The sequence below is a fragment of the Arthrobacter ulcerisalmonis genome (genome assembly GCF_900609065.1).
GTDB classification, from domain to species: domain Bacteria; phylum Actinomycetota; class Actinomycetes; order Actinomycetales; family Micrococcaceae; genus Arthrobacter; species Arthrobacter ulcerisalmonis.
The window spans coordinates 1-22068 of sequence record NZ_UXAU01000013.1; the positions used below are offsets into that span (position 1 = coordinate 1).

20 protein-coding genes are annotated in these 22068 nt (G+C 64.7%); 4 read left to right on the top strand and 16 right to left on the bottom strand.

The window, feature by feature from the left end; translation table 11 throughout:
* Positions 1-589: 589 nt before the first annotated feature.
* The 15 genes from PSET11_RS03375 to PSET11_RS03445 form a co-directional block, all read right to left on the bottom strand.
* A complete protein-coding gene (locus PSET11_RS03375) occupies positions 590-1300 on the bottom strand; it encodes a hypothetical protein (protein WP_124090707.1) in 711 nt (236 codons plus the stop codon).
* Positions 1290-2666: an O-antigen ligase family protein gene (locus PSET11_RS03380; RefSeq protein ID WP_124090708.1), complete on the bottom strand. Its 1377-nt coding sequence runs from the start codon at positions 2664-2666 to the stop codon at positions 1290-1292. Before PSET11_RS03380 ends, PSET11_RS03375 begins: the two co-directional genes overlap by 11 nt.
* Positions 2650-3558, bottom strand: coding sequence for a YveK family protein (locus PSET11_RS03385; RefSeq protein WP_124090709.1), 909 nt, complete (start codon positions 3556-3558; stop codon positions 2650-2652). Before PSET11_RS03385 ends, PSET11_RS03380 begins: the two co-directional genes overlap by 17 nt.
* 18 nt (positions 3559-3576) lie before the next feature.
* The gene (locus tag PSET11_RS03390; protein WP_124090710.1) at positions 3577-4455 is read right to left on the bottom strand and encodes a glycosyltransferase; all 879 of its coding nucleotides are present in this window, start codon (positions 4453-4455) and stop codon (positions 3577-3579) included.
* Complete coding sequence (locus PSET11_RS03395; RefSeq protein ID WP_124090711.1) at positions 4452-5732, bottom strand: hypothetical protein; 1281 nt, start codon at positions 5730-5732, stop codon at positions 4452-4454. Before PSET11_RS03395 ends, PSET11_RS03390 begins: the two co-directional genes overlap by 4 nt.
* Entirely contained in the window at positions 5713-6852 is a 1140-nt protein-coding gene (locus PSET11_RS03400) for a glycosyltransferase (protein ID WP_124090712.1), read from the bottom strand. The genes PSET11_RS03395 and PSET11_RS03400 overlap by 20 nt, the downstream gene beginning before the upstream one ends.
* Positions 6849-8117 carry a glycosyltransferase gene (locus PSET11_RS03405; protein ID WP_124090713.1) on the bottom strand — a complete coding sequence of 423 codons (1269 nt, stop codon included), beginning with the start codon at positions 8115-8117 and terminating at the stop codon, positions 6849-6851. Before PSET11_RS03405 ends, PSET11_RS03400 begins: the two co-directional genes overlap by 4 nt.
* On the bottom strand, positions 8114-9571 hold the full coding sequence (locus PSET11_RS03410) for an oligosaccharide flippase family protein (protein WP_124090714.1): 1458 nt from the start codon (positions 9569-9571) through the stop codon (positions 8114-8116). The genes PSET11_RS03405 and PSET11_RS03410 overlap by 4 nt, the downstream gene beginning before the upstream one ends.
* A complete protein-coding gene (locus PSET11_RS03415; protein ID WP_124090715.1) occupies positions 9568-10701 on the bottom strand; it encodes a DegT/DnrJ/EryC1/StrS family aminotransferase in 1134 nt (377 codons plus the stop codon). Before PSET11_RS03415 ends, PSET11_RS03410 begins: the two co-directional genes overlap by 4 nt.
* Positions 10698-11357: an acetyltransferase gene (locus PSET11_RS03420; protein WP_124090716.1), complete on the bottom strand. Its 660-nt coding sequence runs from the start codon at positions 11355-11357 to the stop codon at positions 10698-10700. The genes PSET11_RS03415 and PSET11_RS03420 overlap by 4 nt, the downstream gene beginning before the upstream one ends.
* A complete protein-coding gene (locus PSET11_RS03425) occupies positions 11354-12520 on the bottom strand; it encodes a DegT/DnrJ/EryC1/StrS family aminotransferase (RefSeq protein WP_124090717.1) in 1167 nt (388 codons plus the stop codon). Before PSET11_RS03425 ends, PSET11_RS03420 begins: the two co-directional genes overlap by 4 nt.
* Positions 12517-13512, bottom strand: a complete 996-nt coding sequence (locus PSET11_RS03430) for an NAD-dependent epimerase/dehydratase family protein (RefSeq protein WP_124090718.1) — start codon at positions 13510-13512, stop codon at positions 12517-12519. The genes PSET11_RS03425 and PSET11_RS03430 overlap by 4 nt, the downstream gene beginning before the upstream one ends.
* Positions 13509-14633, bottom strand: coding sequence for a Gfo/Idh/MocA family protein (locus tag PSET11_RS03435; protein WP_124090719.1), 1125 nt, complete (start codon positions 14631-14633; stop codon positions 13509-13511). The genes PSET11_RS03430 and PSET11_RS03435 overlap by 4 nt, the downstream gene beginning before the upstream one ends.
* A gap of 31 nt (positions 14634-14664) precedes the next feature.
* Positions 14665-16260, bottom strand: a complete 1596-nt coding sequence (locus PSET11_RS03440; protein WP_124090720.1) for a sugar transferase — start codon at positions 16258-16260, stop codon at positions 14665-14667.
* 310 nt (positions 16261-16570) lie between these two features.
* Positions 16571-19267: a LuxR family transcriptional regulator gene (locus PSET11_RS03445; protein ID WP_124090721.1), complete on the bottom strand. Its 2697-nt coding sequence runs from the start codon at positions 19265-19267 to the stop codon at positions 16571-16573.
* Positions 19268-19756: 489 nt separating this feature from the next.
* Between PSET11_RS03445 and rpsF the strand changes: the two genes are divergently transcribed.
* From rpsF to rplI, 4 genes are all read left to right on the top strand, one after another.
* Positions 19757-20062: a 30S ribosomal protein S6 gene (gene rpsF / locus PSET11_RS03450; RefSeq protein WP_124090722.1), complete on the top strand. Its 306-nt coding sequence runs from the start codon at positions 19757-19759 to the stop codon at positions 20060-20062.
* A 72-nt stretch (positions 20063-20134) separates the two neighbouring features.
* Entirely contained in the window at positions 20135-20719 is a 585-nt protein-coding gene (locus PSET11_RS03455) for a single-stranded DNA-binding protein (protein WP_124090723.1), read from the top strand.
* A 126-nt stretch (positions 20720-20845) separates the two neighbouring features.
* Complete coding sequence (gene rpsR, locus PSET11_RS03460; RefSeq protein WP_003800144.1) at positions 20846-21085, top strand: 30S ribosomal protein S18; 240 nt, start codon at positions 20846-20848, stop codon at positions 21083-21085.
* Between the two features lie 14 nt (positions 21086-21099).
* Positions 21100-21552: a 50S ribosomal protein L9 gene (gene rplI, locus PSET11_RS03465; protein WP_124090724.1), complete on the top strand. Its 453-nt coding sequence runs from the start codon at positions 21100-21102 to the stop codon at positions 21550-21552.
* Between the two features lie 74 nt (positions 21553-21626).
* Here the strand turns inward: rplI and PSET11_RS03470 are convergent, their stop codons facing one another.
* Positions 21627-22049 (bottom strand): DUF1801 domain-containing protein, encoded by a 423-nt coding sequence (locus PSET11_RS03470; RefSeq protein WP_124090725.1) that lies wholly within the window; start codon positions 22047-22049, stop codon positions 21627-21629.
* Positions 22050-22068 lie beyond the last annotated feature (19 nt).

Below are 22068 nucleotides of genomic sequence, written 5' to 3' on the forward strand. Positions count from 1 at the left end.
CTGGCTAGACTTCTACAACCACCGCCGAAACCACGCAGCCCTCGGAGGACGACCACCCATCAGCAGATGTAACCAACCTGCTGGCTGAGTACAGCTAGGGCTGGTGCACCAACTGAATCGGTCCCTGGGGCGGCAGCGAATCCGCTGCCGCCCCGGGGGCCGCTTTGTTGTCTGAGCACGTGGCGTCCCCACCTCGGAATCCCACTCCCTAGCCGCCCCACGCCCCAGTCACCCAGCGCCCTAACCTCGCGCGATCCCGCCGCTGCGACCCAGTGCCCCAAACCCACCGCGCGAGATGGCACTTAATGACAATGTTCGACGTCGGGATCGTCGTTATGTGCCATCTCGGCGAGGGAGCGGGGGCTCCGGTCCGCCGTGGAGACGCGGCTGAAGCGGCGGCGCCGGGGAAGCATGGGTGCGAGCCGCCGTCGCCCTGTCCGGGGACCGCCGTCGGCCATTCACCGCGGACGAGTGAACCGGTCGGCCGAACCTGCCCGGGCACGCAAAAAACCCCGCGCGAGATGGCACTTAATGGCAATCCGGGCGCGGATTATCGTCATTAAATGCCATCTCGGCGGGGGGTGGCTCGTTAGGCCGGGACGGGGACTTTCTTGGGCTTGGCACGACGGATGGCGTTGGGCTTCCGCGGAGTGCGCTTGCGGCGCAGGAGGAGCTTGTCGGCGATGGTAGCGGCGCCCACGCTGAGGCCCAGGGCCAGCAGGATCAACGCGCCAGCGGCGGCATTGTTTCGGGTCCCGTGGTAGCTCACTGACGGCGCGGACGGGGAGAGTTCGGTGGTGATGTGGGCTTTCTGGATCACACCAAGCTTTTGCTGTTCCTCTGCCGCGACTGCGGCCAGCCGATCGGAGAGCGATTTGACGCTGGACAATACTGCCTCAGGGGTTTCGGCGACCACTTCGATGGTGATGACGGCCCTGTCGTACGACGGCTGCCACTGCGTACCGGCGTTGGGGAGGTACACGGAGTATCCCTCCCGGATGCCGGTGGCGAAGAGGCTGGCGCCGTTGGTCTCCAACGGCGGGTCACTCGTCCTGGCAATCGCCCGGCGTTGGATGACAGCGGCAAACTGGACGATGTCCTGGGAGTCCGAGCGCAACGGGTTGCCTGCAGCAGCACCGGGAGGTGGCAGGAAGACGACGTTTTGCTGGGTCCAGTAGACACCTTCAGTCTTCCGGGCCGTCCAGACGACGGGCATCATCAGGAGCAGCACCAGAAGCACGATGGGCCAGCGCCGGACAATGACCCAGCCGGTGGTGGTGAGTTGGCGATTACCGTGCATTTGTCTGTCCTGAAAGTCCCGATGAAAGTCCGGGGGATCGGTCCTGCAGCCGCCAGTAGGCGCCACATACCCCAGCAAGGAGGAAGAGGCAGCCTGCGGCCTGGGGGAAGGAGAGGGCGTCAAAGAATCCGGTGAGCGAGGTGCCGGCCGCGACGCTGGCTGCCAGCCCGGGGCCCAGGTGGATGAGGCGCTCCTCGGTATAGCGCTTGCGGGCCCGTAGAGCGACGACGAAAGCGGTGACGGCAACGCCCGCGAACGCGGCAAAGCCCACCGTGCCCATGTCCACCAGGGTGACCAGGTATTGGTTGTCCAGGATCCGGTACTCGGGCAGGAAGGTGCCCATTCCGCGGCCGAAGAACGGATTCATCTCCCAGAAGGACCACACGATGTCGTAGCTGTCCGTCCGGGATTTGAGGCTGTCATCCTCGCCGCCGAAGAGGCCCAGGAGGGTCCCCATCATGCCGGGGACCAGCGCCCAGACCAGCGCCAGCATGGCGAGGGCTGCCAGCCCGGCTTTCTTGCGGACTTCAGGGCTCCAGAACGGGAACAGGACAACCAGTGCCACAATCAATCCCACAATGGCGGAGCGCGAGACGGACAACATGGTGGCCACCGCCATGGCCGCCACCGGGAACCAGCGGCTGAAGGTGCTGCGGTCCCGGTCATGCAGGGCAAGGCTGATGGCGATTGGGAACAGCATGGAGAGTACGTAGGCGTATTCCAGCGGGTTCCGTGCGGTGGAGCTGGGACGGCTGAAGCCACCCCGTTCCTGCAGGGCGCCAAAGTCGCTGACGGACAGGCCTGGAATGGTCAGATTGGCCACGAAGGACTGGCCGGTGAAGAACTGCGCAATGCCCAGCGAAGCGTAGAGCCCGCCCAGCAGGCAGCACCAGCGCAGGAACTGGATGAGCCGTTCCTTGGAGGGGATGCCGTCGTTGGCCAGCACCAGCACACTGGCGAAGGCTGCCATCCGGACCAGCCCCAGATTTAAGGCATTCACCTCGGTCTCGGTGAGCGGCCGCAGCGAGCCCGCCGCGTAACTCGCCAGGGCGCAGCCAAGGAAGACGAACATGGCCACCCGGACCGGCTGGGTGGGTGAGAGTGGCGACCGGCTCGCCTTCTGCACGTGATACCAACCCCACCAGGGCAGGAACACCAGCGCAAACAGTGCCGCGGGCGCGCCGGCACCGCCCAACGCCTCAATGGTCCGGTTGGAGGGCAGCACCAGCAGGATCATGAAATAGATCAGGAGGACGTCGACGGCGTCCCAGCCCTTCCGCTCCTCGCCTAGGTTGGGCATGGTAAGGACGACGGCGGGACTCGCCTTGGCAGTGGGCGTGCGGCGGGCCCTAACGCTGCTGCGCATGGACGCGCTCTCGCAGGACGCCCTGCTTCACGGGCGCAGAACCGCGACGCGCCGGAGTTCCGGCGGACGGAACCCGAGTGGGTGCTGGAGTGGGGGCGGGAGTTGTAGAAGGCGCGATGGGGCCGGCAACTGGCTCATCAGGGGTTTCGGGGGCGGTAGGAGCGGCCGGGGCGTCCGGCGTCGTGTCTTGCTGCTTGCGGTTCCGTGATCGGCGTTCCTTGGGGCCCTCGTCGGGCGTTTCGGAATCGCCGGCGTCGGCACTGCGGGCACCTCCGCGGCGGCTTGCCTTCGCTGAGCGGCGGCGCAGGAGGATCTTGTCCAGCTGCCCGGTGAGCAGCAGGGTGGCGGCAGCGCCGGCAGCCGCAACGAACAGGAGGGTCCTGGTGCGTGCGCTGTTGTTGACGGTGGCTTTTTCGTCGCTGGACAGCGGCATGGAGGTCATTTTGGATTCCTGGCTCAGCTTCAGGGTGTCCTGGAGAACGCCGAGGTTCGCCGGTACAGCCGCGAGGACCTCTTCCAGCGCGCCCAGCGTCTCGGCTGAGGTTGAGCCCGTCACGGATACCAGGACGATCGGGCCGTTGGTGGAGGGGTCACGGGTGGTGGTGTATTCAATGTCCGGGAATTGCTCCAGGATGGGGCGCTTCACTTCCGGCGAATTGAGCTTCACCGTCAGGACGCCCAAGGCCTGCTCCAGGCCGCCCATGTAGAGGAACGGGTTGTCACCTGAGATGACTGCGGTGGGCGGCGGCACCAGGGCAACGCTTCCGGTTGCCTGGTATTTGACGGGGGTTTCACCGTACGCAAAGTACGCAACGGCCGCCGTGATGAGGATACCCACCACAATGAAGTACCACCTGCGTTTGAGGCTTGCGAACAAATCTTGCAAGAACATAACACTGCTCCTTAGCGCTCAGCGTTTGGCCAGCGGGCTGACCCGGGCTTGCACAAACGACTTGAGCTGGTTGAGACCGGATTTTCCAATAGTTCGCAGGACGGCTTCCTTGGCAAGGTTCCGTGCGGCGTCCCGCGATACTCGGTAGGGCCGGCTTAGAGTTGATTCGAAGAGTCGTTCCGCGGCGTCGGGGTCTTTGACACCCGCAAGCAGCGGTCCGAAAGTCTGTGCATGGGGGCCGCGGGCGATCCGGCGGCCGCGGATGCGGTTGCTGACGTTGGTGTCGTGGATCAGCTGCAGCCATCCCGGCCCGCCCTCCACTTCACGCACCGGCATGGACCTGCCGAGCCGGTTGTGCCAGTCCGCCCAGCACGTCACCGGGTTGTCCCAGGTTTCCCGGACGCTGCAGAAGGCGTTGCTGGGGTCCCGGCGGGCGTAAAGGCTTTCACCGTGCCGGATGAGACCGTTGACCAGGTACACGGCCTCCCGGGCTGCCCCTGACGGCAGGGTCTGCAGGCGGTCGACGAAATCCGACGCCAGACCGTCGTCGTTGTCCAGATTGGTGGTGATGAGGATGTCACCGGTGGCGCCGGTAACTGTCCTGATATCGCTGATCCGGTCCGCATCGGAAATGGCTGTCCGGTAGATCGGGACGAATACTTCGGGGACGTTGAGTTCATTGAGCCGGGACGTCAGCCATTCGGGGCTTTCCGGATCCAGGTAGATGATCCAGCGGAAGTTGGTGTTGGTCTGCGCCCGCACCGCTGGCAGGCAGTATTCCTCAAAGAGGGCCAGCCTGTTCCGCAGCCACCCTTCCTTGGCTCGGACAAGGCTTTCGACGCCGGGCGAGGGGATATTGAAACGGGTCAGGAGGACGTGGTCAATGTTCCGGCTCATAGCTTCACCTTGTAGATGTGGTAGTCAGACTCACTGGCTAGGGAGTCCACGAATTCACCGCCAGTCTGTACTGAAATGCTCCGGTTTTCGTCAAGAACGTCCACGGATGTGGCTTTTATGGTGGCCGGGAGGGTGAACGTGCGGTTTCCCGAAGCGGATCCGGCGCTTCCCATCGCGAAGATGTAGGCGTACCCGTCATGGGTTTTCAGCATGGTCTGCAGCCCGTCGCCGAAGCTGTACTGGTAGGACTGGCTGTTGAGGACTGGTGCGAGGGTGTGGATCTGGGTGTTGATCTTCTGCATCGCAGCCACCTGTTCGGCGCCACAGTAATCAGGGGTGACCTGGGCCAGCCGGAGCACGCTGCCGCCACCGCACGGGCCGGTGAGGCTCTGGTTGAAGTAGACAATGCCGCGGGCCTCATTGATCAGGGAGCTCATCACCGCGCCCTTGAGTTGGCTTGCTGTGATGTTGGCCGTGAAGGGTCCTTCGCCTGGTCCACCGTTGAGGTCTTCGACGAATTGCCAGAGGGGCTGCAGCTTGCCGTCGGCGGCGTCCTGTTGGCGGAGGGCTTCCATGGTTTTGCCGTAGCTCGATGCGGTCCGGCAACTGGCCTGCGCCACCGGGGCCAGATGCGCATTGTTATAAGGCTCCAGACTGCAGTACGGAATGGTGTACCAGTACATATCCACAGAGACCACGTCAGTGAATCCGTTGACGAAACGCTGGGCTGCGCTGGGATCCATGTAGTGGCTGATCACCATCTGGGTGAAGTTGGCGTACTTGAAGAAGCCGTCCGGTGCCGTATCGGCCAGGTCCTGGAGGTGCTTGGCGCCGTCCACGGGTGTGAACCGGCCGTCCACCTCGTCATCGAGGAAAGCTCCTACCCAGTTCCGGCTCGCCGTGGTGAAGGACGAGTTCAGCGGTCCACCGATCCAGAAGACATCGTTTTGCTCAAAGAGTGAGTAGGGCGTGCTGCTGTCCATTCCCATGTACGTGTTGACGCCATGGTCCTTGTCGAACTTCACCTCGGCATCGCTGCTGATCCCGTTGTACCAGATGGCAATCGGGAAGAAGCTGGGATCGGACCAGCCTGCGGCGTCCGCCTTGGCGAACGATTTCCAGTAATCAGGGCCGCCCTCCCACGGGATGCGTGGCAGGTCCAGCACCTGCTCGGGGGCCGCCTCCACTACAGGTTGGGTGTCGGCCGTGCAGGAGGTAACGCACAGGCCAACAACGGCCAGCAAGGCAAACAGTGGGCTACGAGCGGACTTCCACATGGTCGACACGTCCTTCTATGACATCCAGGAACTGCCTGGCCCGGGCCTGCCAGGAATGGTGGCCCGCAAAGGTCCTGCGGGCGTCCTCGGCTGCGCGGCTGGTTTCGCTCGCCAGGGCGGCCTGGACGCGCTGCACGTAGTCCTCGGTTCCCCGGCCAACTGCGACCAGGTCGGTGTCCAGCCAGCGCACGGCGGGCAGGTCGGTAGCTACCACGTGAAGCCCCGCGGCCAAGTAGTCAAGGGTTTTCAGCGGGAAGGACGCACGGTTGAAGGCGGTGTCGCCGTACGGGGTGAGTCCGACGCGGACCGTGGCCAGGTGATCTTGCGTTGGTGCGAACGGCAGCCGGCCCAGCCAGGTGACGTTCGGGGCGGCAAGGAATTCATCGAGGTCGCGTCCCGTCTGCGGATCTCGATCCGTGCGGGGCCCAATCACCAGCAGGGGAACCCCTGCCCGGTTGAGGGCGGCCAGGATGTCCATGTCCAGGCGCTCGTTCAGCTGGCCAACCAGTGCGGCGGTCGCTTCCCGCGGGGCGGCGGAGGGTGCTTGCACCTCGCAGCCGTTTGCCACCACTTCCGTGGCGGCTTGCCCCGGCTTCAGCCGCTGATCGATCAGCGCGGCCAGGTCAGGGGAGACGGCAGCGGTGACATCCGCAGCATGCACGTTGGCCTGCAGGGTCGCGTCAACCAGTGCGGGATCCAGGCCCATGAGCGGCGCACCGGCAGCCCAGTCGTCCGTCACGTAGAGAACGTTCAGGCCACCAAGGCCAGCAGGGAAGCGTGCGATCGGTGAGGAAACAAACGTTGCCACCGGTTCGAGCTGCAGCTTGCCGACGGCGGCACGGACGGCAGTGGCCAGCAGCCGGCTCGCCAGCGGGGCCAGGTTCTTGCGGGTGAACCCAGGCAGCGACAGGGACCGCAGCCGGGTGATGTTCGGTGCCACCGGCGAGAGCTCCGAGGCTCGCGTGAGCCGGTGCGCGCTCCGCACTCCGTGGTGCACGGGCAGCGGCGGATCTACCCAAAGGACGGGCAGCGTGGCTGCCAAGGCGGTGGCCAGTTGGTGGTCAGTACCGCCAACGTCCTGCCAGCGACTCCCTGGCATGAAAACTATCGCTTTGGTCATCGCAGGCTCCCCGCTGCGGGCGCGTTGCCCTGCTGGGCTGGTTCCTTGCCGGCCAACCGGGAGTTGAAGTCGTCCACGGCCTTGGTGCCGCGGAACTCCTGGATCCGTTGCCCCGCCTGGTGCTTGAGGAACCGGCCGGTGGCCGCCAGGTTCTCGGGGAGCCGGTTGGTTTTCGGCGCCGCCAGGCTTCGACGGTAAAGGTCTTCCTGCAGCTCAGCGGCGCGGGTCAGGGAAAAGTTTTCGGTAACGGTTTTAAGGCTGAACGCAGCAAGATCGCTGCGGCGGATTGGCGTGCTGTACGTGTCGCGGAGCAGGTCCGCAATCTTCGCCGGCCCCTGGCGTGCATCAGTGCCGATGCCAAACCAGCCCTGGCGCAGGAACAACGGCAGGGTTTGCGGGGTCAGCAGCTCCCAGAACCCATGCTCGCCCTGGACGATCAAGGGTTTGGCGAAGGACATGGCCCGCAAGGCGGAGCCGCCCATCCCCAGGACCAGGTCTGCGGCTGCGTAGGCGGGGCGGGGGTCGCTGAGCTGGCCCGTCACCACCACGGCCGTCCTGGCGAGGCTCTCATTGACGGCGCGAGCGGCCGTTTCGACGGTTTCCCTGCCTGCGCCGTCGCCGGCGATGACCAGCTGCACAGGAATGTGGTGTCCCACCATACCCACCGCCTCAATGGCGGCGAGAATTCCCTCAAGCTTCAGTTCGGCTGCCAGGCGGGACACGATCGACACCACAAAGGATTCCGGCTGCAAGCCCCATTGGCGTCGGAACGAGTCCGCGCCGACGTCGATGACAGGGTTGTTTTCCCTCAGGTCAACAGGGGGTTCCAAGAGTTCGGTGTGGGTGCGGCCAAAATGGCGTTCCGTGTTCAGGATGTCCTGTGTTCCCACCATCAGGGGCACATGCCGGGGGATAAAGGGTGCCACAGACATGGACATCACGGTGGAAACTGCCACGGCTTCGGTGCTGCGCGCGGCGAGGAGGCATTCGAGGGTGGGCGGCCATTCGTAGCCGTGCAGCACGTCCAGGCCGCGCTCTGCCGTGAGCTGTTGGAGCGCGCGGACAATCGAGGGCGTGGGCCGAAGCGACGGCCGTGGGGCCGCGATGAACTCAAGCCCCAACTCCTCGATCCGGCCGTTCAGCTCGCCTGGGACGCCAAACATGAGAACGTCATGTCCGCGGTCCTGGACAGCGGCGGCGATTTCGATGGCGTTGAGTTGGCTGCCACCGATTTCAAGATCGTGGGGGAATACCAGAATTTTCATGAAGGGACCTTGGCGGGTTCGGGGGCCGATCCGATGGTGCGCAGCAGGCGCAGGGAATCGCGGCGGAGGTAGAGGAGGCCAAGTGTTGCGGCTCCAGCCACCAGGCCGGCCATCATGACGGCGAGGAAGGAGTTGGTCTGGACCGAGGCAATCCACCAGGCAATGGCACCGGTGGCCAGGCCCACCAGGATGGGCAGCCAGATGCCCTGGGTCATGGACCGGAGGTTCACGCCCGCCTTGTGCAGTTGGTACAGGTAGCAAGGCAGCACCACCAGGAACATGACCAGCGCCTGCGCGGCGGCGAGCCCGCCGAGGCCAAAGAACTGGGCGCCGCAGATCAGGGCTGGAATCAGAACCACCAGGCTGCCTGCCTGGATCATGAAGACGGTTCCGGAGCGGCCCAGGACCACCAGGAAGTCGTAGGCCAGGTCGCAGAGGATCTTGGCGAATGCGGCGACAACCAGCCAGGACAGGACCACCGCTGCCGGCAGCCAGGCTGAGCCGTAAATCACGTCGATGACCGGGGTGGAGCTGGCGGCCAAGAAAAGCAGCACCGGCAGTGCGGCACAGAGGACCACTGAGACAATCGCTGAAAGCGTTGCGTTCATCTGCCCACGGTCGTTCTGCATGGCCGAGAAGGCCGCCGGCGCTACGCGTCGCAGCGGCTGGGACAAGATGCTCACGGGCCAGCTGGAGAGGTTGAAGGCCAAGACGTACAGGCCCAGTCCGGTGGTACCGAGCACCACACCGGCGGTGAACTGGTCGGCATAGCCGATCACGAAGAAGATGATGCTGGTGCCTGCAAGGGGCAGGCCGAAGCGCAGCAGCGGCAGGAGGTAGTCGCGGTCCAGACCGAACCGGTAAGGCATCGGCGAGGCGCGGAGGAACATGACGGCGGTGAGGAGGCTGGCGGCCACTCGGCCAACAGCCAGCGCCATGGCGCCCATTCCGGTCAGGGCCAGCAGCAGCGAGATGCCCGCACCTACCCAGACGTTGGTCTGGTCGATGATCATCCGCTTCTTCTCAAGGAAGTTGCGTTGCAGCAGGGCCGCCGGGGACGCCACTACACCGTTGATGAAGACGCTGATGATCAGTACTCGGATCACGTCGGTGGCATCGGGATCGTTGACGGCCGCCGTGAAGATCGGGGCGGCCAGCAGCGCCAGCCCACAGAACAAGGCACTGCCCGCCACCGAAATGGTGTTGACGGTGGGAACAATCTTGGCGGGGTCCGCTGGCCACCTGACGATGGCCAGCGAGACACCCAGTTCGTTGAAGCTCAGGACAGCCATGAGGGCAACAAGGGCCACGGCGAATGTACCGAAGGACTCAGGCCCCAGCACACGCGCCAAGGCGATGCCGATACCCAGGGTGCCCACTCGGGATAGCACCGTATTGAGGACGCTCCAGCCGAACGCGCCGGAGGCTCCCTGCCGCACCTCGCGGTGTTTCATCGCCGATTCATCGCCTTAATGAGGACCTCTGCTACGCGTTCCTGCTGGGCAACGGTGATGTGCGGGAAGATCGGCAGCGACAGGATCCGGCCAGCGGCGTGCTCGGTGACGGGGAAGGAACCTGCGGCCCAGCCGTCGCCCTCGTACGCGCCGCTGAGGTGCACCGGAATGGGGTAGTGGATTCCGGCGTGGATGCCTTCGGCCTGCAGTTCCGCCAGGACGGCGTCGCGATCGTCAACGCGCACCACGTATAGGTGCCACACGTCTTCGTTGCCGGGAGCCTGGACGGGAAGTTCGACGCCGGCCACACCGGCAAGCAGCTCGCCGTACCGGGCTGCGGCGTCCCGACGCAGCTGGTTCCAGTGCTGTAGGCGGGCCAGCTTTGCCTTGAGCACCACAGCCTGGACGGTATCGAGGCGTGAGTTGATGCCCACGGCGTCGTGCCGGTACTTCACGGAACTACCGTGGGCGCCTAGCATGCGGACCTGTGCTGCCACGTCGGGGTCGTTGGTCAGCACGCCGCCGGCATCGCCTGCGGCGCCGAGGTTCTTGCCAGGGTAGAAGCTGGTGCCGGCTGCCACACCCCAGGTGCCTGCGGGCCGGCCCAGTCGCGTGGCGCCCTGGGACTGTGCAGCGTCTTCGATGATGACGGCGCCGCAGGCCTCGGCGATGGGGAGGAGCTGCTCAACGAAGGCGCTCTGGCCGAAGAGGTGGACAGGCACTATCGCCTGGGTCCGCTCGGTGACTGCTGCCGCGACTGCTGCCGGGTCCATCAGGAGGTACTGGGGATCGACATCCACCGGGATGGGGATGGCGCCGATCCGGCTGACAGCCTCTGCCGTGGCGATGAAGGTGTTGGCCGGCAGGATGACCTCGCCACCGGCGCGGACACCGCCGGCACGGAGGGCAAGCTCCAGGGCGTCGGTGCCGTTGGCCACGCCAACGCAATGCTGGGCTCCGGAAAATTCGGCGTAGGCGGTCTCGAATTCGGTGACTGCCGCGCCGCCAATGAAGGCCGCAGCTTCGAAGACGACAGCTAGTTCGGCCATGACCTCGTCATGGACTTCGGCCTGCTGTGCGGCCAGGTCTACCAGCGGAACAACAGCGTGCACTGCTACTTCAACACTCATGAGTTTCCCCCAAAAATAAAGTTGTCTTTGCCGATTTCGTGGGCCGGAACGCCCACCCAGGTCTGGCCCTCGGGCACGTTGGTCAAGACTGCTGCCCCCATCCCGACAGTCGCGTAGGCGCCGACGGTCGTGCGTTCACGGACGCTGGAATTCATGCCCAGGTAGGCGGCTCGGCCAACCCGGACTCCGCCGCCCAGCGACACGCCCGCAGCGAACGTGGCGAAGTCCGCTACGTCGTCGTCGTGCGTGAACGTCACCGAGGGCATCGCCACCACGTGGGAGCCCAGGGTGACCGCGGCGGTGAGGGTCACGTTGCGCAGCAGGATGGAGCCCCTGCCGATCCTGCAACCCTCGGGGAACTGCACGGACGGGTCAATCGCGGTGGCGTACCGGGCCTCGTTGATACCCATCGAGGTGAGCCGATCCACCACCGTTTCCCGGGCCCGGCCGGAGCCAATGCATACCAGTACGAAAGCATGGGTGTACTTGACGGCATCGTCGATCGTCCCCAGGATGGGGGCGTCATCGACGGTCACCCCCGCCAATTCCTTGTTGTCATCGAGAATTCCGACGACGTCGTACTGGCCGCTGCTGCGCACCATGGCCAGGACTTCCCTGGCCAGGCCGCTGGCAGCAATCAGAATGAGCTCACTCATGTAGAAGCCTCGGTGGCCGCGTCTCGGATGGTGCTGATGATGCGGTTGAGGCTTTCGTCGTCGAGCTCGTGGTAGACGGGCAGGATGAGGGTGCGGTCGTTGAGGCGTTCGGTGTGCTGCAGGCTGGCGTTGCCGCCGTCGCGCCAGCGGTACGCCGGCTGGCGGTGGGCCGCCATGATGCCGCGACGGGCAGAGATACCAGCGTCGGCGAGCTTCTCCATCAAGGCCTCACGGCTGATGGGGAATGCCGGCAGTACTTCGACCCAGAACGACTGGTAGTTGGTGGTGCCGTAGGGCGGATCCGAGACCAGGCGCAGGCCGCGGATGCCGGAAAGTCCAGCCACGTAACGGGCAGCGATGTCGCGGCGCTGCTCAAGGATGCCGGGCAGCCGGCGGAGCTGGACCAGGCCCACGGCGGCCTGCAGGTCAGTCATCCGGTAGTTGAATCCTACTTCGAGATACATTTCCGGCGGGGCCAGCACGGAGCCGTGCCGGTCCGTGGCCGAAACACTCATGGAGTGCTCGCGGAGCGTCCGGGCGCGGGCGGCCCAGTCGGCGCGGTTGGTGGTCAGCATGCCACCCTCACCCGTGGTGAGGATCTTGCGCGGGTGGAAGGACCACACGGAAACGTCGGCGCCAATACCCACCGGGCGGCCCTTGTAGGTGGAACCCACGCCGCAGGCAGCGTCCTCAATGATGGAGATTTCATGCCGGTCGCAGAGTTCCCGGATGGGATCCATGTCCAGCGGCACGCCGCCCTGGTCCACCACGATGACCGCACGGGTATCCATGGTCAGGGCTGCATGCAAGGTTTCGGCGGTGACGTTGCCGGTGGCCGGATCAACGTCGCAGAACACTGGCCGGGCCCCCACGTAGGTGACGGCGTTGGCCGTGGCGATGAAGGACAGGGACGGGACCAGGACATCGTCGCCCGGGCCGATACCAGCGACCACCAGGGCCAGGTGCAGGGCCGTGGTGCAGCTTGAGGTGGCCACAGCGTGCCGCACACCCATGGTGGTGGCGAACTGGGCTTCGAATTCCTTGACCTTGGGGCCCTGGGCCACCCAGCCGGAGGCGATGACCTCGGCGAGGGCGTCGGCTTCCTCCTGGCCGAGGAGGGGCTTCATCACACTGATGCGGGAAAGTACGGTCTCGGCGCTCATTTGGTGGCGACCTTTCGGGTTGCAGCAATCTCGGCGCGCAGCGGGGTCCACCAGGTGACCAGCTCGCGGAGGCCTTCCTCGAGCCCAACTTCCGTGTGGAAGCCAAGGTCGCGGGCGGCTGCGCTGGTGTCAGCGAGGCGGCGGACTACGCCGTTCACGGCACGGTCCGGGCCGTGTTCTACGGCGAGGTCCGAATCCATGGCCCGAAGCAAGGCCTGGGCCAGTTCGAGCAGGCTCGATTCGGTGCCGCTGGCCACGTTGTAGACGCCGGAGGTGATGTCGCTGGCGGCGGCCAGCACGTTGGCGCGGGCCACGTCAGCGGTGTAGACGAAGTCCATGGTCTGCAGGCCGTCACCGAAGATCAGCGGCGACTGACCGTCCATGATCCGTTCCATCCAGCGCACCAGGACCTCGGTGTAGAGGCCGTGGACGTCCATGCGGGGGCCGTAGACGTTGAAGTAGCGCAGCATCACGTAGTTCAGGCCGCTCATGGCCTGGAAGCTGCGGGCCATGCCCTCGTTGAAGGACTTGGCGGCACCGTAGAACGTGTCGTTGTTGCCGTGGTGGTGCTTCTCGCCGGTGGGGAATTCTTCGGCCATGCCGTACACGGAGGCGCTGGAGGCGGAGATGAGCTTGTCCACCTTGTGCTCCGCTGCTGCTTCCATGACGTTGAAGGAGCCGTCAACCAGGACCTCCAGCGCCAGGCGCGGTTCTTCAGCGCACTGGGTGATGCGGATGGCTGCCTGGTGGAAGACCAGGTCCTTGCCCTTGGTGAGGTCGTGGATGAGGTCACGGTTCTGGATGTTGCCATCCACCAGTTCCACCTTGCCGGTCTGCAACGCGCCGAACAGGTTGTCGCGGCGGCCGCGGACCATGTTGTCCAGGACGTCGATGTGGTTCACGCCGGCGGCCAGCAACTGGTCAACAAGGGTGGATCCGATAGTACCGGCGCCGCCGGTAACAAGGACGTTTGCGCCTTTAAGGGTGCTCACAGTGCGCGCTCCATTCCGGCGCCTGCGCCAGCTAGTTCAGAACCTTCAACGGGGGAAGCCTGGCCGGACTGGCTCAGGCTGCGGGTAACAGCTTCGAGGACGGAGAGGACCCGGAGGCCGGATTCGCCGCCGGTGCGGGCCTGGCGGCCGCCGCGGATGCAGGAGGCGAGCTCCTCGACCACCTGGGCCAGGGCTTCGCGCTCAACCAGGGCGGGGGACCAGGTGTCGCCAAGCCGGTAGGAGACGGCCGTGGAGGCCTTCTCGCCGAAGGACTTCGGCTGCCGGTCAAGGCTCACGCCACGGTCGTAGACGCTGAGGCGCTGCTGCGGGTTCAGGTCATCCCAGACCAGGGTGCGCTTGGAGCCACCGATCACCATCTGGCGGATCTTGGTGGGGCTGAGCCAGTTCACGTGCACGTGGGCGGTGACGTCGTTGGCCAGCCGGAAGTTCAGGTGGCCCACGCAGTCGCGGCCGGTGCCCAGCGGGTCGGAGCCAAACGCTGAGACCTCCACAGGGTTCAGGCCACCCGGCAGGATGAAGTCCAGGATGGACAGGTCGTGCGGTGCCAGGTCCCAGAAGACGTCGACGTCGGGCTGGACCAGGCCAAGGTTGATGCGGGTGGAGTCGACGTACAGGATGTCGCCCAGGGAGCCGCTCTGCACGAGTTCCTGCATCTTCAGGACCGCGGGGGTGTAGCAGTACGTGTGGTCTGCCATCAGTACCAGGCCATTGGCTTCAGCGGTCTGGACCATTTCCAGGCCGTGCGCCCGGTTGTCGGCCAGCGGCTTCTCCACGAGGACGTGCTTGCCGGCGCGCAGCGCGGTCATGACGGTCCCGTAGTGGGTGCGGGCCGGCGTCGCGATGGCCACGGCGTCCAGGTCGAAGGTGTCCAGGAGTTCGTCGAGGCTCTCGACCACCGGGATGTCTCCGAGGCTGGAGGCGAGCTTCTGGGCCCGGGCCAGGTCCAGGTCGCAAATGGCGACGAGCTGCCAATCGGGGCTGGCCTGCAGGTTGCGGGCCAGGTTTGGTCCCCAGTAGCCGGCGCCGACGACGGCGATCCGGAGTTTCCGATCGGAGTGCTGTGAGGATTCAGCATGAGGTGCGGTAACTGATGCGTTCATGGTTCTTTCTTTTCCCGAAGATGGTTGATGTTTAGTAGGCGCCGGACGGTCGAATGACTGTCCGGAACGTGCGCCAAAGAATGATGAGGTCACCGGCGATTGACCAGTTTTCGACGTAGTAGAGATCCAGCCGGACAGCTTCGTCCCAGGGCAGGTCCGAGCGGCCGTTGATCTGCCACAGCCCCGTGATGCCGGGCTTGATGAGCAGCCGGCGGCGGGTGTGCTGCTCGTAGCCGACCACTTCGCTGCCGAGCGGCGGGCGGGGGCCCACCATGCTCATGTCGCCAATGACCACGTTCCACAGCTGGGGGAGTTCGTCGAGGGAGTACTTGCGCATCCAGGTTCCGCAGCGGGTGACCCGGGGATCGTTACGGAGCTTGAACAGGGCGCCGTTGCCCTGGTTTTGGTGCTGTAGGCCAGCCAGCTGTGCCTCGGCATCAACCACCATGGAACGGAACTTGAACATCCCGAAGACCTGGCCGTCCTTGCCGATCCGGTCCTGGCGGAAGAGGACGGGGCCCGGGCTGTCCAGCCTGACGATGATCGCCAGGGCCAGCAGGACCGGTGAGAGGACCAGGAGTGCGCCCAGGGCAAGGGTGGCGTCCAGGGCGCGCTTAAGGGCGTGCTTGGCGCCGGAGTACTGCGGAATATCGACGTGCATCAGCGGCAGGCCCTCCACAGGGCGCCAGTGGATGCGGGGACCCGCAACGTTGGTGAGGGTAGCTGCCAGGATCAGTTCGGCTGAGGATTCCTCAAGCTTCCACCCCAGTTCGCGGATGAACCTGTTGCCACCTGGCAGCGGGCCGGCCACGATCACGGAATCGGCGTCGGCAACCTTGACTGCCCTGGCGATGTCGTCGGTAGAGGACAACACGGACACCGGCATGCCTTCCACCCGGAAGTTGCCGCCGCGGCGGGCACCCGGCAGGCAGACGCCCAGGATGTCGTACACGGCGCCGGACTTCTTGCGGACCTGCTGCACCACGTAGCGGACGTCCTCGGGATCGCCGACGACGATGGTGCGGGACAGGTGCCGCCCCTTCGCCTTTTCGGCGGTGAGGCGCCGCCGGAAGGCCCAGCGGTTCAGGGTGAGGGCCGCCAGGCCCACGGGCAGGGACACCGTGACGAATGCGTCCGCGCCGTCGACGGAGAAAATCACGGCGAAGATCGCCATCAAGCCGAAGACCCGAAGGGTGGCCGAGGCCACCCCCTTGTATTCGTCGGCGCCGATGCCGAGGACTTTAGCGTCACGGGTGTGGTAAATCTCCAGGGAGGCGAGCCAGCTCAGCGTCACGACGAGTCCCGTGACGACGGCGGCAACACCGGCGCGGCCGCTGGTGGCGCCTGCGGTGGTGGTGATGTAACCCAGGGCGACCGCCCCGGCTACGAAGAGTGTGTCGGCGCCGCGGATCAGGTTGCGGTGCGCGGAGCTCCAGGCTTCGGCTGCGAGCCTGCCCTCGGACTTGACCGGGGTAATTGTTGAACCGGCAGTTGACGGCCGCAGAACCCGGGTTCCTGCGGGTTCCGCCGCCGTCAACTGCGGAGTTGTCGTCCGTTGTGCAGCAACTGACGCAACAGGCCACTCACGGACTGAGCGCCGGCTTCTGGCTACTGGGATCTCGACCATAGTTGCCCTTTCCGGCGTCTTCCGCCTGTGTTGTTGGCCTTGATGCAAAATTAGCCACTTCGGGGGTCCGGACGCCGCTGTTTAGGGGGTCCATTGTGGGTCTGGGGAGCCAACACTGCGGATACTGCGGGTACCTGCAATTGCTGTCATTTCGGGCTCATGGATGAGGTGGCGAACGGGGCTGTTTCAGTCCAAAAATTCCTTGTGTCACAAGGAATTTTTGCTGCGACGCAGGACCCGATACGGGCGCGAAAAGGGCCGCCCCAGCAGCGCTGGAACGGCCCTTCGGAAGGTGCTTGGCGCGTGGTGCCTAGAGCATCGGCAAAACGTACGGCTGCGGAGCCAGATTTTCCTTGCCGGCGGCCAGTGCGGTGAGCTGCGCGCGGGATTCCACGCCGAGCTTCCGGTAGATGGCGGTGAGGCGAACTTCCACCGTGCGGACCGAGACGTACAGGGTTGCTGCGATCTCTTTGTTGCGCATGCCGCGGGACACCATCTTGGCCAGGGCCCGTTCGTGGTCGACCAGAAGGCGCATTGCCGGGTTGCCCTGCGGCTTGGCTGCCGGTTCCACCCGTTCGTCCAACAGCAGGACGTCAACGTGTTGGGTCCAGGCATCGGCGCCAGCTTCGTCAAACATCACTTTGGCGCGGAGCAGGGCGTCGCGGGCATCCCGAAGCCGGCCAAATGCGCTGAGCCGTTCGGCGTAGCACATCAGGGTGCGGGCGCATTCGAGCACCGACTCGAGGGCGGCGCGGCCATCAAGTGCCTGGGTGAACAGCTGGAGCGACTGCTCGCCGTCGGCTAGCATGGCACGGCTGCGGGCAACCACCATGACCAGCCACGGGGAGCGCAGCCCGATCGAGCGGGCTTCCAGGTTCGCCAGCGCCGTGGTGGCCTCGCGGTGCCTGCCCATCCGGATCAGGACCTCAACAAGGTCAGCTTCGGAGCGCAGCAGCGTGGGGTTGGTGAACCCTTGGCCGATTTCGGTAGCGCGGGTGAGCTGGGCAAGTGCCTCGGCGAGGTCACCTCGGAGCAATGCGAAATGGCCGCGGTAGGCAGCGAGTTGGGCGGTGGTGGCCGCGTGGCTTTCGGCGCCCGAGTAGCGCTGGGCCTCGACGGCGTGGACCTGGGCCTGAGCTTCGTCGCCCAAGGCGTGTGCCCGCCATTCGCGGTACATGTGCCGCAAGCCGCGGTGGTACTTGACCTCCGGTTCGTGCCGCTCCAGGTCCTCGATGAGGCGTGCAGCCGACCGGATGTTGCCGGCCCGGATTTCGTTGTCGATAGCCAGGAACGCTGCGGTTTCCCGCCAGTTCACGCTGCCGGCGTCCGCTGAGCTGCGGACCATGGCGAAGGCTTCCTGCGCGTGGTCGTAGCGTTCGGCGTAGCTGAGGGCCCGGCCTTGGATAAGCAGGCTCGCGGTCCGCGCACTCCCGGCCGGTTCGTGCTTGCGGCCAATGGCTGCGGTGTTGCCCTTGATGGCCTCGGTGAGCAAGGTGGCGCGATCAATGATGGCGGTGACGCCAGCCGAGGCCGAAGCCTGGAATTCAATGCCTTGGTGCAGCAGGTCGGTGGCGTCTTTCAGCTCCCAGCGCTCGGCGTAGTACAACGCACCAACGGCCAGCAGGCTGGCTGAGTAGCCGGGATCGTGGCGGCCGAACTCCTTGACCAGGCGCAGCACCATGCTGGACCGGACTGCGGCGCCCTGCATGAACTGGATCTGGAAGGACAGGCCGGTCAGACGCAGGATCAGGGCCGGGTTGCGGGTAACCCGCTGGGCCCAGTCAAGGTAGCGCCGGGCGTAGACGAATTCGCCGCGGTTGAACAGGAGTTCAGCCACCGTGGCCAAGCGGGAGGCGGTCTCGGCTTCCCAGGGGTTGATGGTCAAGGCGCGTTCGATGTACTCGACGGCGAACGCCACCTCACCGCTGCGGATCAGGTCCACGGCGTGCCGGAGCAGACCAAAGGGGGTCTGGCGTTCCAGCGCAGTGAAGCTCAGGTGCCAGCGTCGAGCGTAGGGGTCGGCGGCTTCCGAGGCCTCGGCAAGGGTTCGGTGGCTGGCCGTGCGGACAGCGGGGGTCATGCCAGCGAAAACGAACCCGCGCAGCAGCTGATCGCGGATACGCAGGTGGTGTCCGGTGCGGTTGATGACGCCGGCGGCAATGAGTTCGTCGGCGCCTACCCACACATCTGCGTTGATCTTCTCGAGGGCAGTGATGTCGCTGCGGTAGGACAACGACAGCAGGTCCAGGACGCTGCGGGCCTCGCGGCTGAGTGCGCCCACCACTGCCGCATATTCGGCCTGGAAGCTGTCTTTGCAGGGGAGCGGGACGGGGAAGGCGTTCTTGCCTTCTGCCTGGCGTTCCAGCAGGCGGCGGTAGAGGTCGACGGCGGCGAGCGGGTTTCCTTGGGTGGCGGCGGCAACCAGGTGGGCGGCCGCCGTCGTGGTCTGCTTTGCGGGAATTGCCTCCAGCATGCGGACGGTATCGCTGTAGCTGAGCGGGCCCAACTGCAGGACGGTGAGCCCGCTGAAGGGGCCGTCCGGGATTTCTTCGCGGACGCTGACGAACAAGGCGATGTCGGTGCCGGCCAGCCGGCGGGAAAGGAAACCGATGACGGCCTGGCTGCTTGAGTCAAGGAGGTCGGCGTCGTCGATCACAATGACGGTGCGTGCCGAGGAGCGTTGCTGCAGACCGTTGAGGAGCATGTTGGACACGGTGGGGACATTCATGGCGCCCACAGTGTCGCGGAGCAGTTCATCGGCGATGCGACTCAGAACCGGATCGTCGATGCCGTTCAGGAGTGCTGTCAGGCCGGAGAGGGGCCAATCCGATTCCGAGGCGCTGGCCTGCAAGAAGACGGTGCGGTATTCGGAGAGCGTGGGGATCTGCGCGAGGAGTGCTGACTTGCCCGAGCCTCGGCGGCCGATGATGGCAAGCGCGGAATCCTTGGGACCACGGATGACAGAGAGAATCCGGTCCGACTCTTTGCTGCGGCCTATCAGTGACATGCGGTCCCCACCCTTGGAAAGAATGAGACCAGCTTCTTCTTGTCTTCTGACGATCAAATGACGTGCGCTGCCCGCCGATCAGTTTCCTGACCCTTGTGCAACATGCTGCCAGCGGTTGCCAGCAGCTCGGATTCCCAGCCGTAGAACCGAATATAGTGCGGGCTCTCCCAACGTTTCCACCGATTCCTCGCCGTATTGCATCAAGATTGGCCACGCATTTAATCAAGACAAGAAGTTGCCTGTCAGGAAACTTTTGATGCGATGAGTCTCCGGGGTTTTCCACATAGCCGCGACAGCCAGTCCTCGGGGTTTGCTGGGGACGTAGGCTCGGCGAAGGACGAATCGCCTATAGGCAGCAAATGCACTAGTATTGGGAAGTCTGTGCTGCGCCTGCCTCCGTTCCGGATGCGGGCTCGGCACTTCATCGCAAATGAACCTCCTGTTACGGAAATGCCGTAACCGCTTAGCCCAAAGGAGGTGGGTTCACATATGCGTCCTTACGAATTGATGGTAATCATCGACCCCGACGTCGAAGAGCGTACCGTTGAGCCGTCGCTTCAGAAGTTCCTGAACGTCATCACAACCGATGGTGGAACCATCGAAAAGGTTGACATCTGGGGCCGTCGTCGACTGGCTTACGACATCAAGAAGAAGTCTGAAGGTATCTACGCAGTGGTGAACTTCACCGCAAAGCCGGATACCGCCAAGGAACTTGACCGCCAGCTCTCTCTCAACGAGACGATCATGCGCACCAAGATCACCCGCCCCGAAGAGCAGAAGGTTGTTGCCGAGTAATTTCGGTACCTTTCTTCATTCTTCATCCGCAGGACTCGAATCTTCACCCAGGATCGAACAAGGAGGCAGTAGATGGCAGGCGAGACCACCATTACGGTCATCGGTAATCTCACCAATGACCCGGAATTGCGGTTCACACCGTCAGGTTCGGCAGTAGCGAACTTCACCATCGCTTCCACCCCGCGTACCTTTGATCGCCAGTCCAACGAGTGGAAGGACGGGGAAACCCTGTTCCTCCGCGCCGCGGTCTGGCGTGAAGCAGCCGAAAACGTAGCGGAGTCCCTAACCAAGGGCATGCGCGTGATCGTTTCCGGCCGCTTGAAGAGCCGTTCCTACGAAACAAAAGAAGGCGAAAAGCGCACCGTCATCGAGCTTGAGGTCGACGAAATCGGCCCCAGCCTGCGCTACGCCAACGCCAAGGTCAACCGCACCCAACGCTCCGGCGGGGGTGGCCAGGGTGGCTTTGGTGGCGGCAACAGCGGCGGTGGCAACTTCGGCGGCGGCAACTCTGGTGGAAATCAGGGCGGCAACTCCGGCGGCACCTGGAACGGTGGCGGCGGCAACCAGCAGGCTGCCCAGGATGATCCTTGGGCAACGCCCGGGGTCTCCAATGCAGGTGGCTGGGGCAACGGCCCCGACTCCGAACCGCCCTTCTAAAAACTCATTCGGCCCGGCGTCGGGACCGCACCAGCGTGCCGCAAGGCACGCTGGCGAGGGTCGCCGTCGGACCACCACCATCCCGTGGATCAATATCCACGGGCTCCATAGAATAGGAGCTCCACGATGGCTAAGGCTGAACTCCGTAAGCCCAAACCAAAGTCCAACCCCTTGAAGGCCGCTGACATCACTGTCATCGACTACAAGGACGTAGCATTGCTGCGCAAGTTCATCTCCGATCGCGGAAAGATCCGCGCCCGTCGCGTCACTGGCGTCACGGTGCAGGAACAGCGCAAGATCGCACAGGCAATCAAGAACGCCCGCGAAGTTGCACTGCTGCCTTACTCCGGCGCTGGCCGCGGTTAAGGAAGGGAACTAACATGGCAAAGCTCATTTTGACCCACGAAGTCACCGGTCTCGGTGCTGCTGGTGATGTTGTCGAGGTAAAGAACGGTTACGCACGTAACTACCTGCTGCCCCGCAACTTCGCCCTGACCTGGTCCAAGGGTGGCGAGAAGCAGGTTGAGTCCATCAAGGCTGCCCGCGCTGCTCGCGAGCACGCTTCCCTGGAAGATGCTCAGAAGCAGGCTGCTGCCCTCTCCGCCAAGCCGGTCAAGCTGACCGTCAAGGCCGGCGAGTCCGGACGCCTCTTCGGTACCGTCAAGCAGGCCGACGTTGCCGACGCTGTTGAGGCCGCTGGCCTTGGCACCATCGACAAGCGCAAGGTTGAACTGCCGGCTCACATCAAGTCGGTTGGTTCCTACCAGGCCAACGTCCGCCTCCACGCTGACGTTTCCGCTGTTATCGAACTGAACGTTGTTGCTGGTAAGTAGCCAGCAGCAGTAGTTCGTACTGCTTCAAGACCCCCGTTGCCGGATTCCGGCGGCGGGGGTCTTTTGCGTTTGGTTCAGGGGTGGTGCAGTTCCGCCATGACGTGCTGGTACCCCGTCCTGACCATCTCGGCGAGGACGTCCCTGTCGATATCGGCCAACTTGGTGACGTAGAGGCAGGCCGCCCCGGTGGTGTGTTTGCCCAGCCGGGGGAGTTGTTGGGCTGCATCGGGCCCGTAGGTAAGACCGTAGAGGACCAGCCCTGTCTTGCGCGGCGAAAACCCCACCGCCGCGGCGTCACCCTGCCGGCCACTTTCGTAGCGATAGTGGTACGAACCGAAGCCCACAATGGTGGGTCCCCACATGGTGGCCTCGTGACCGGTGATGCTGGCCATCAGGGCGGCCAGTTCCTGCCCATCGGCACGGCGCACGGGATGCTCGACGGCGGTGAGGAACTCGGGTACGGAGATGCCCGTGGGCTTGGTCTTGTTTTCCTTCACGGGCCCAGTCTGGCATGGG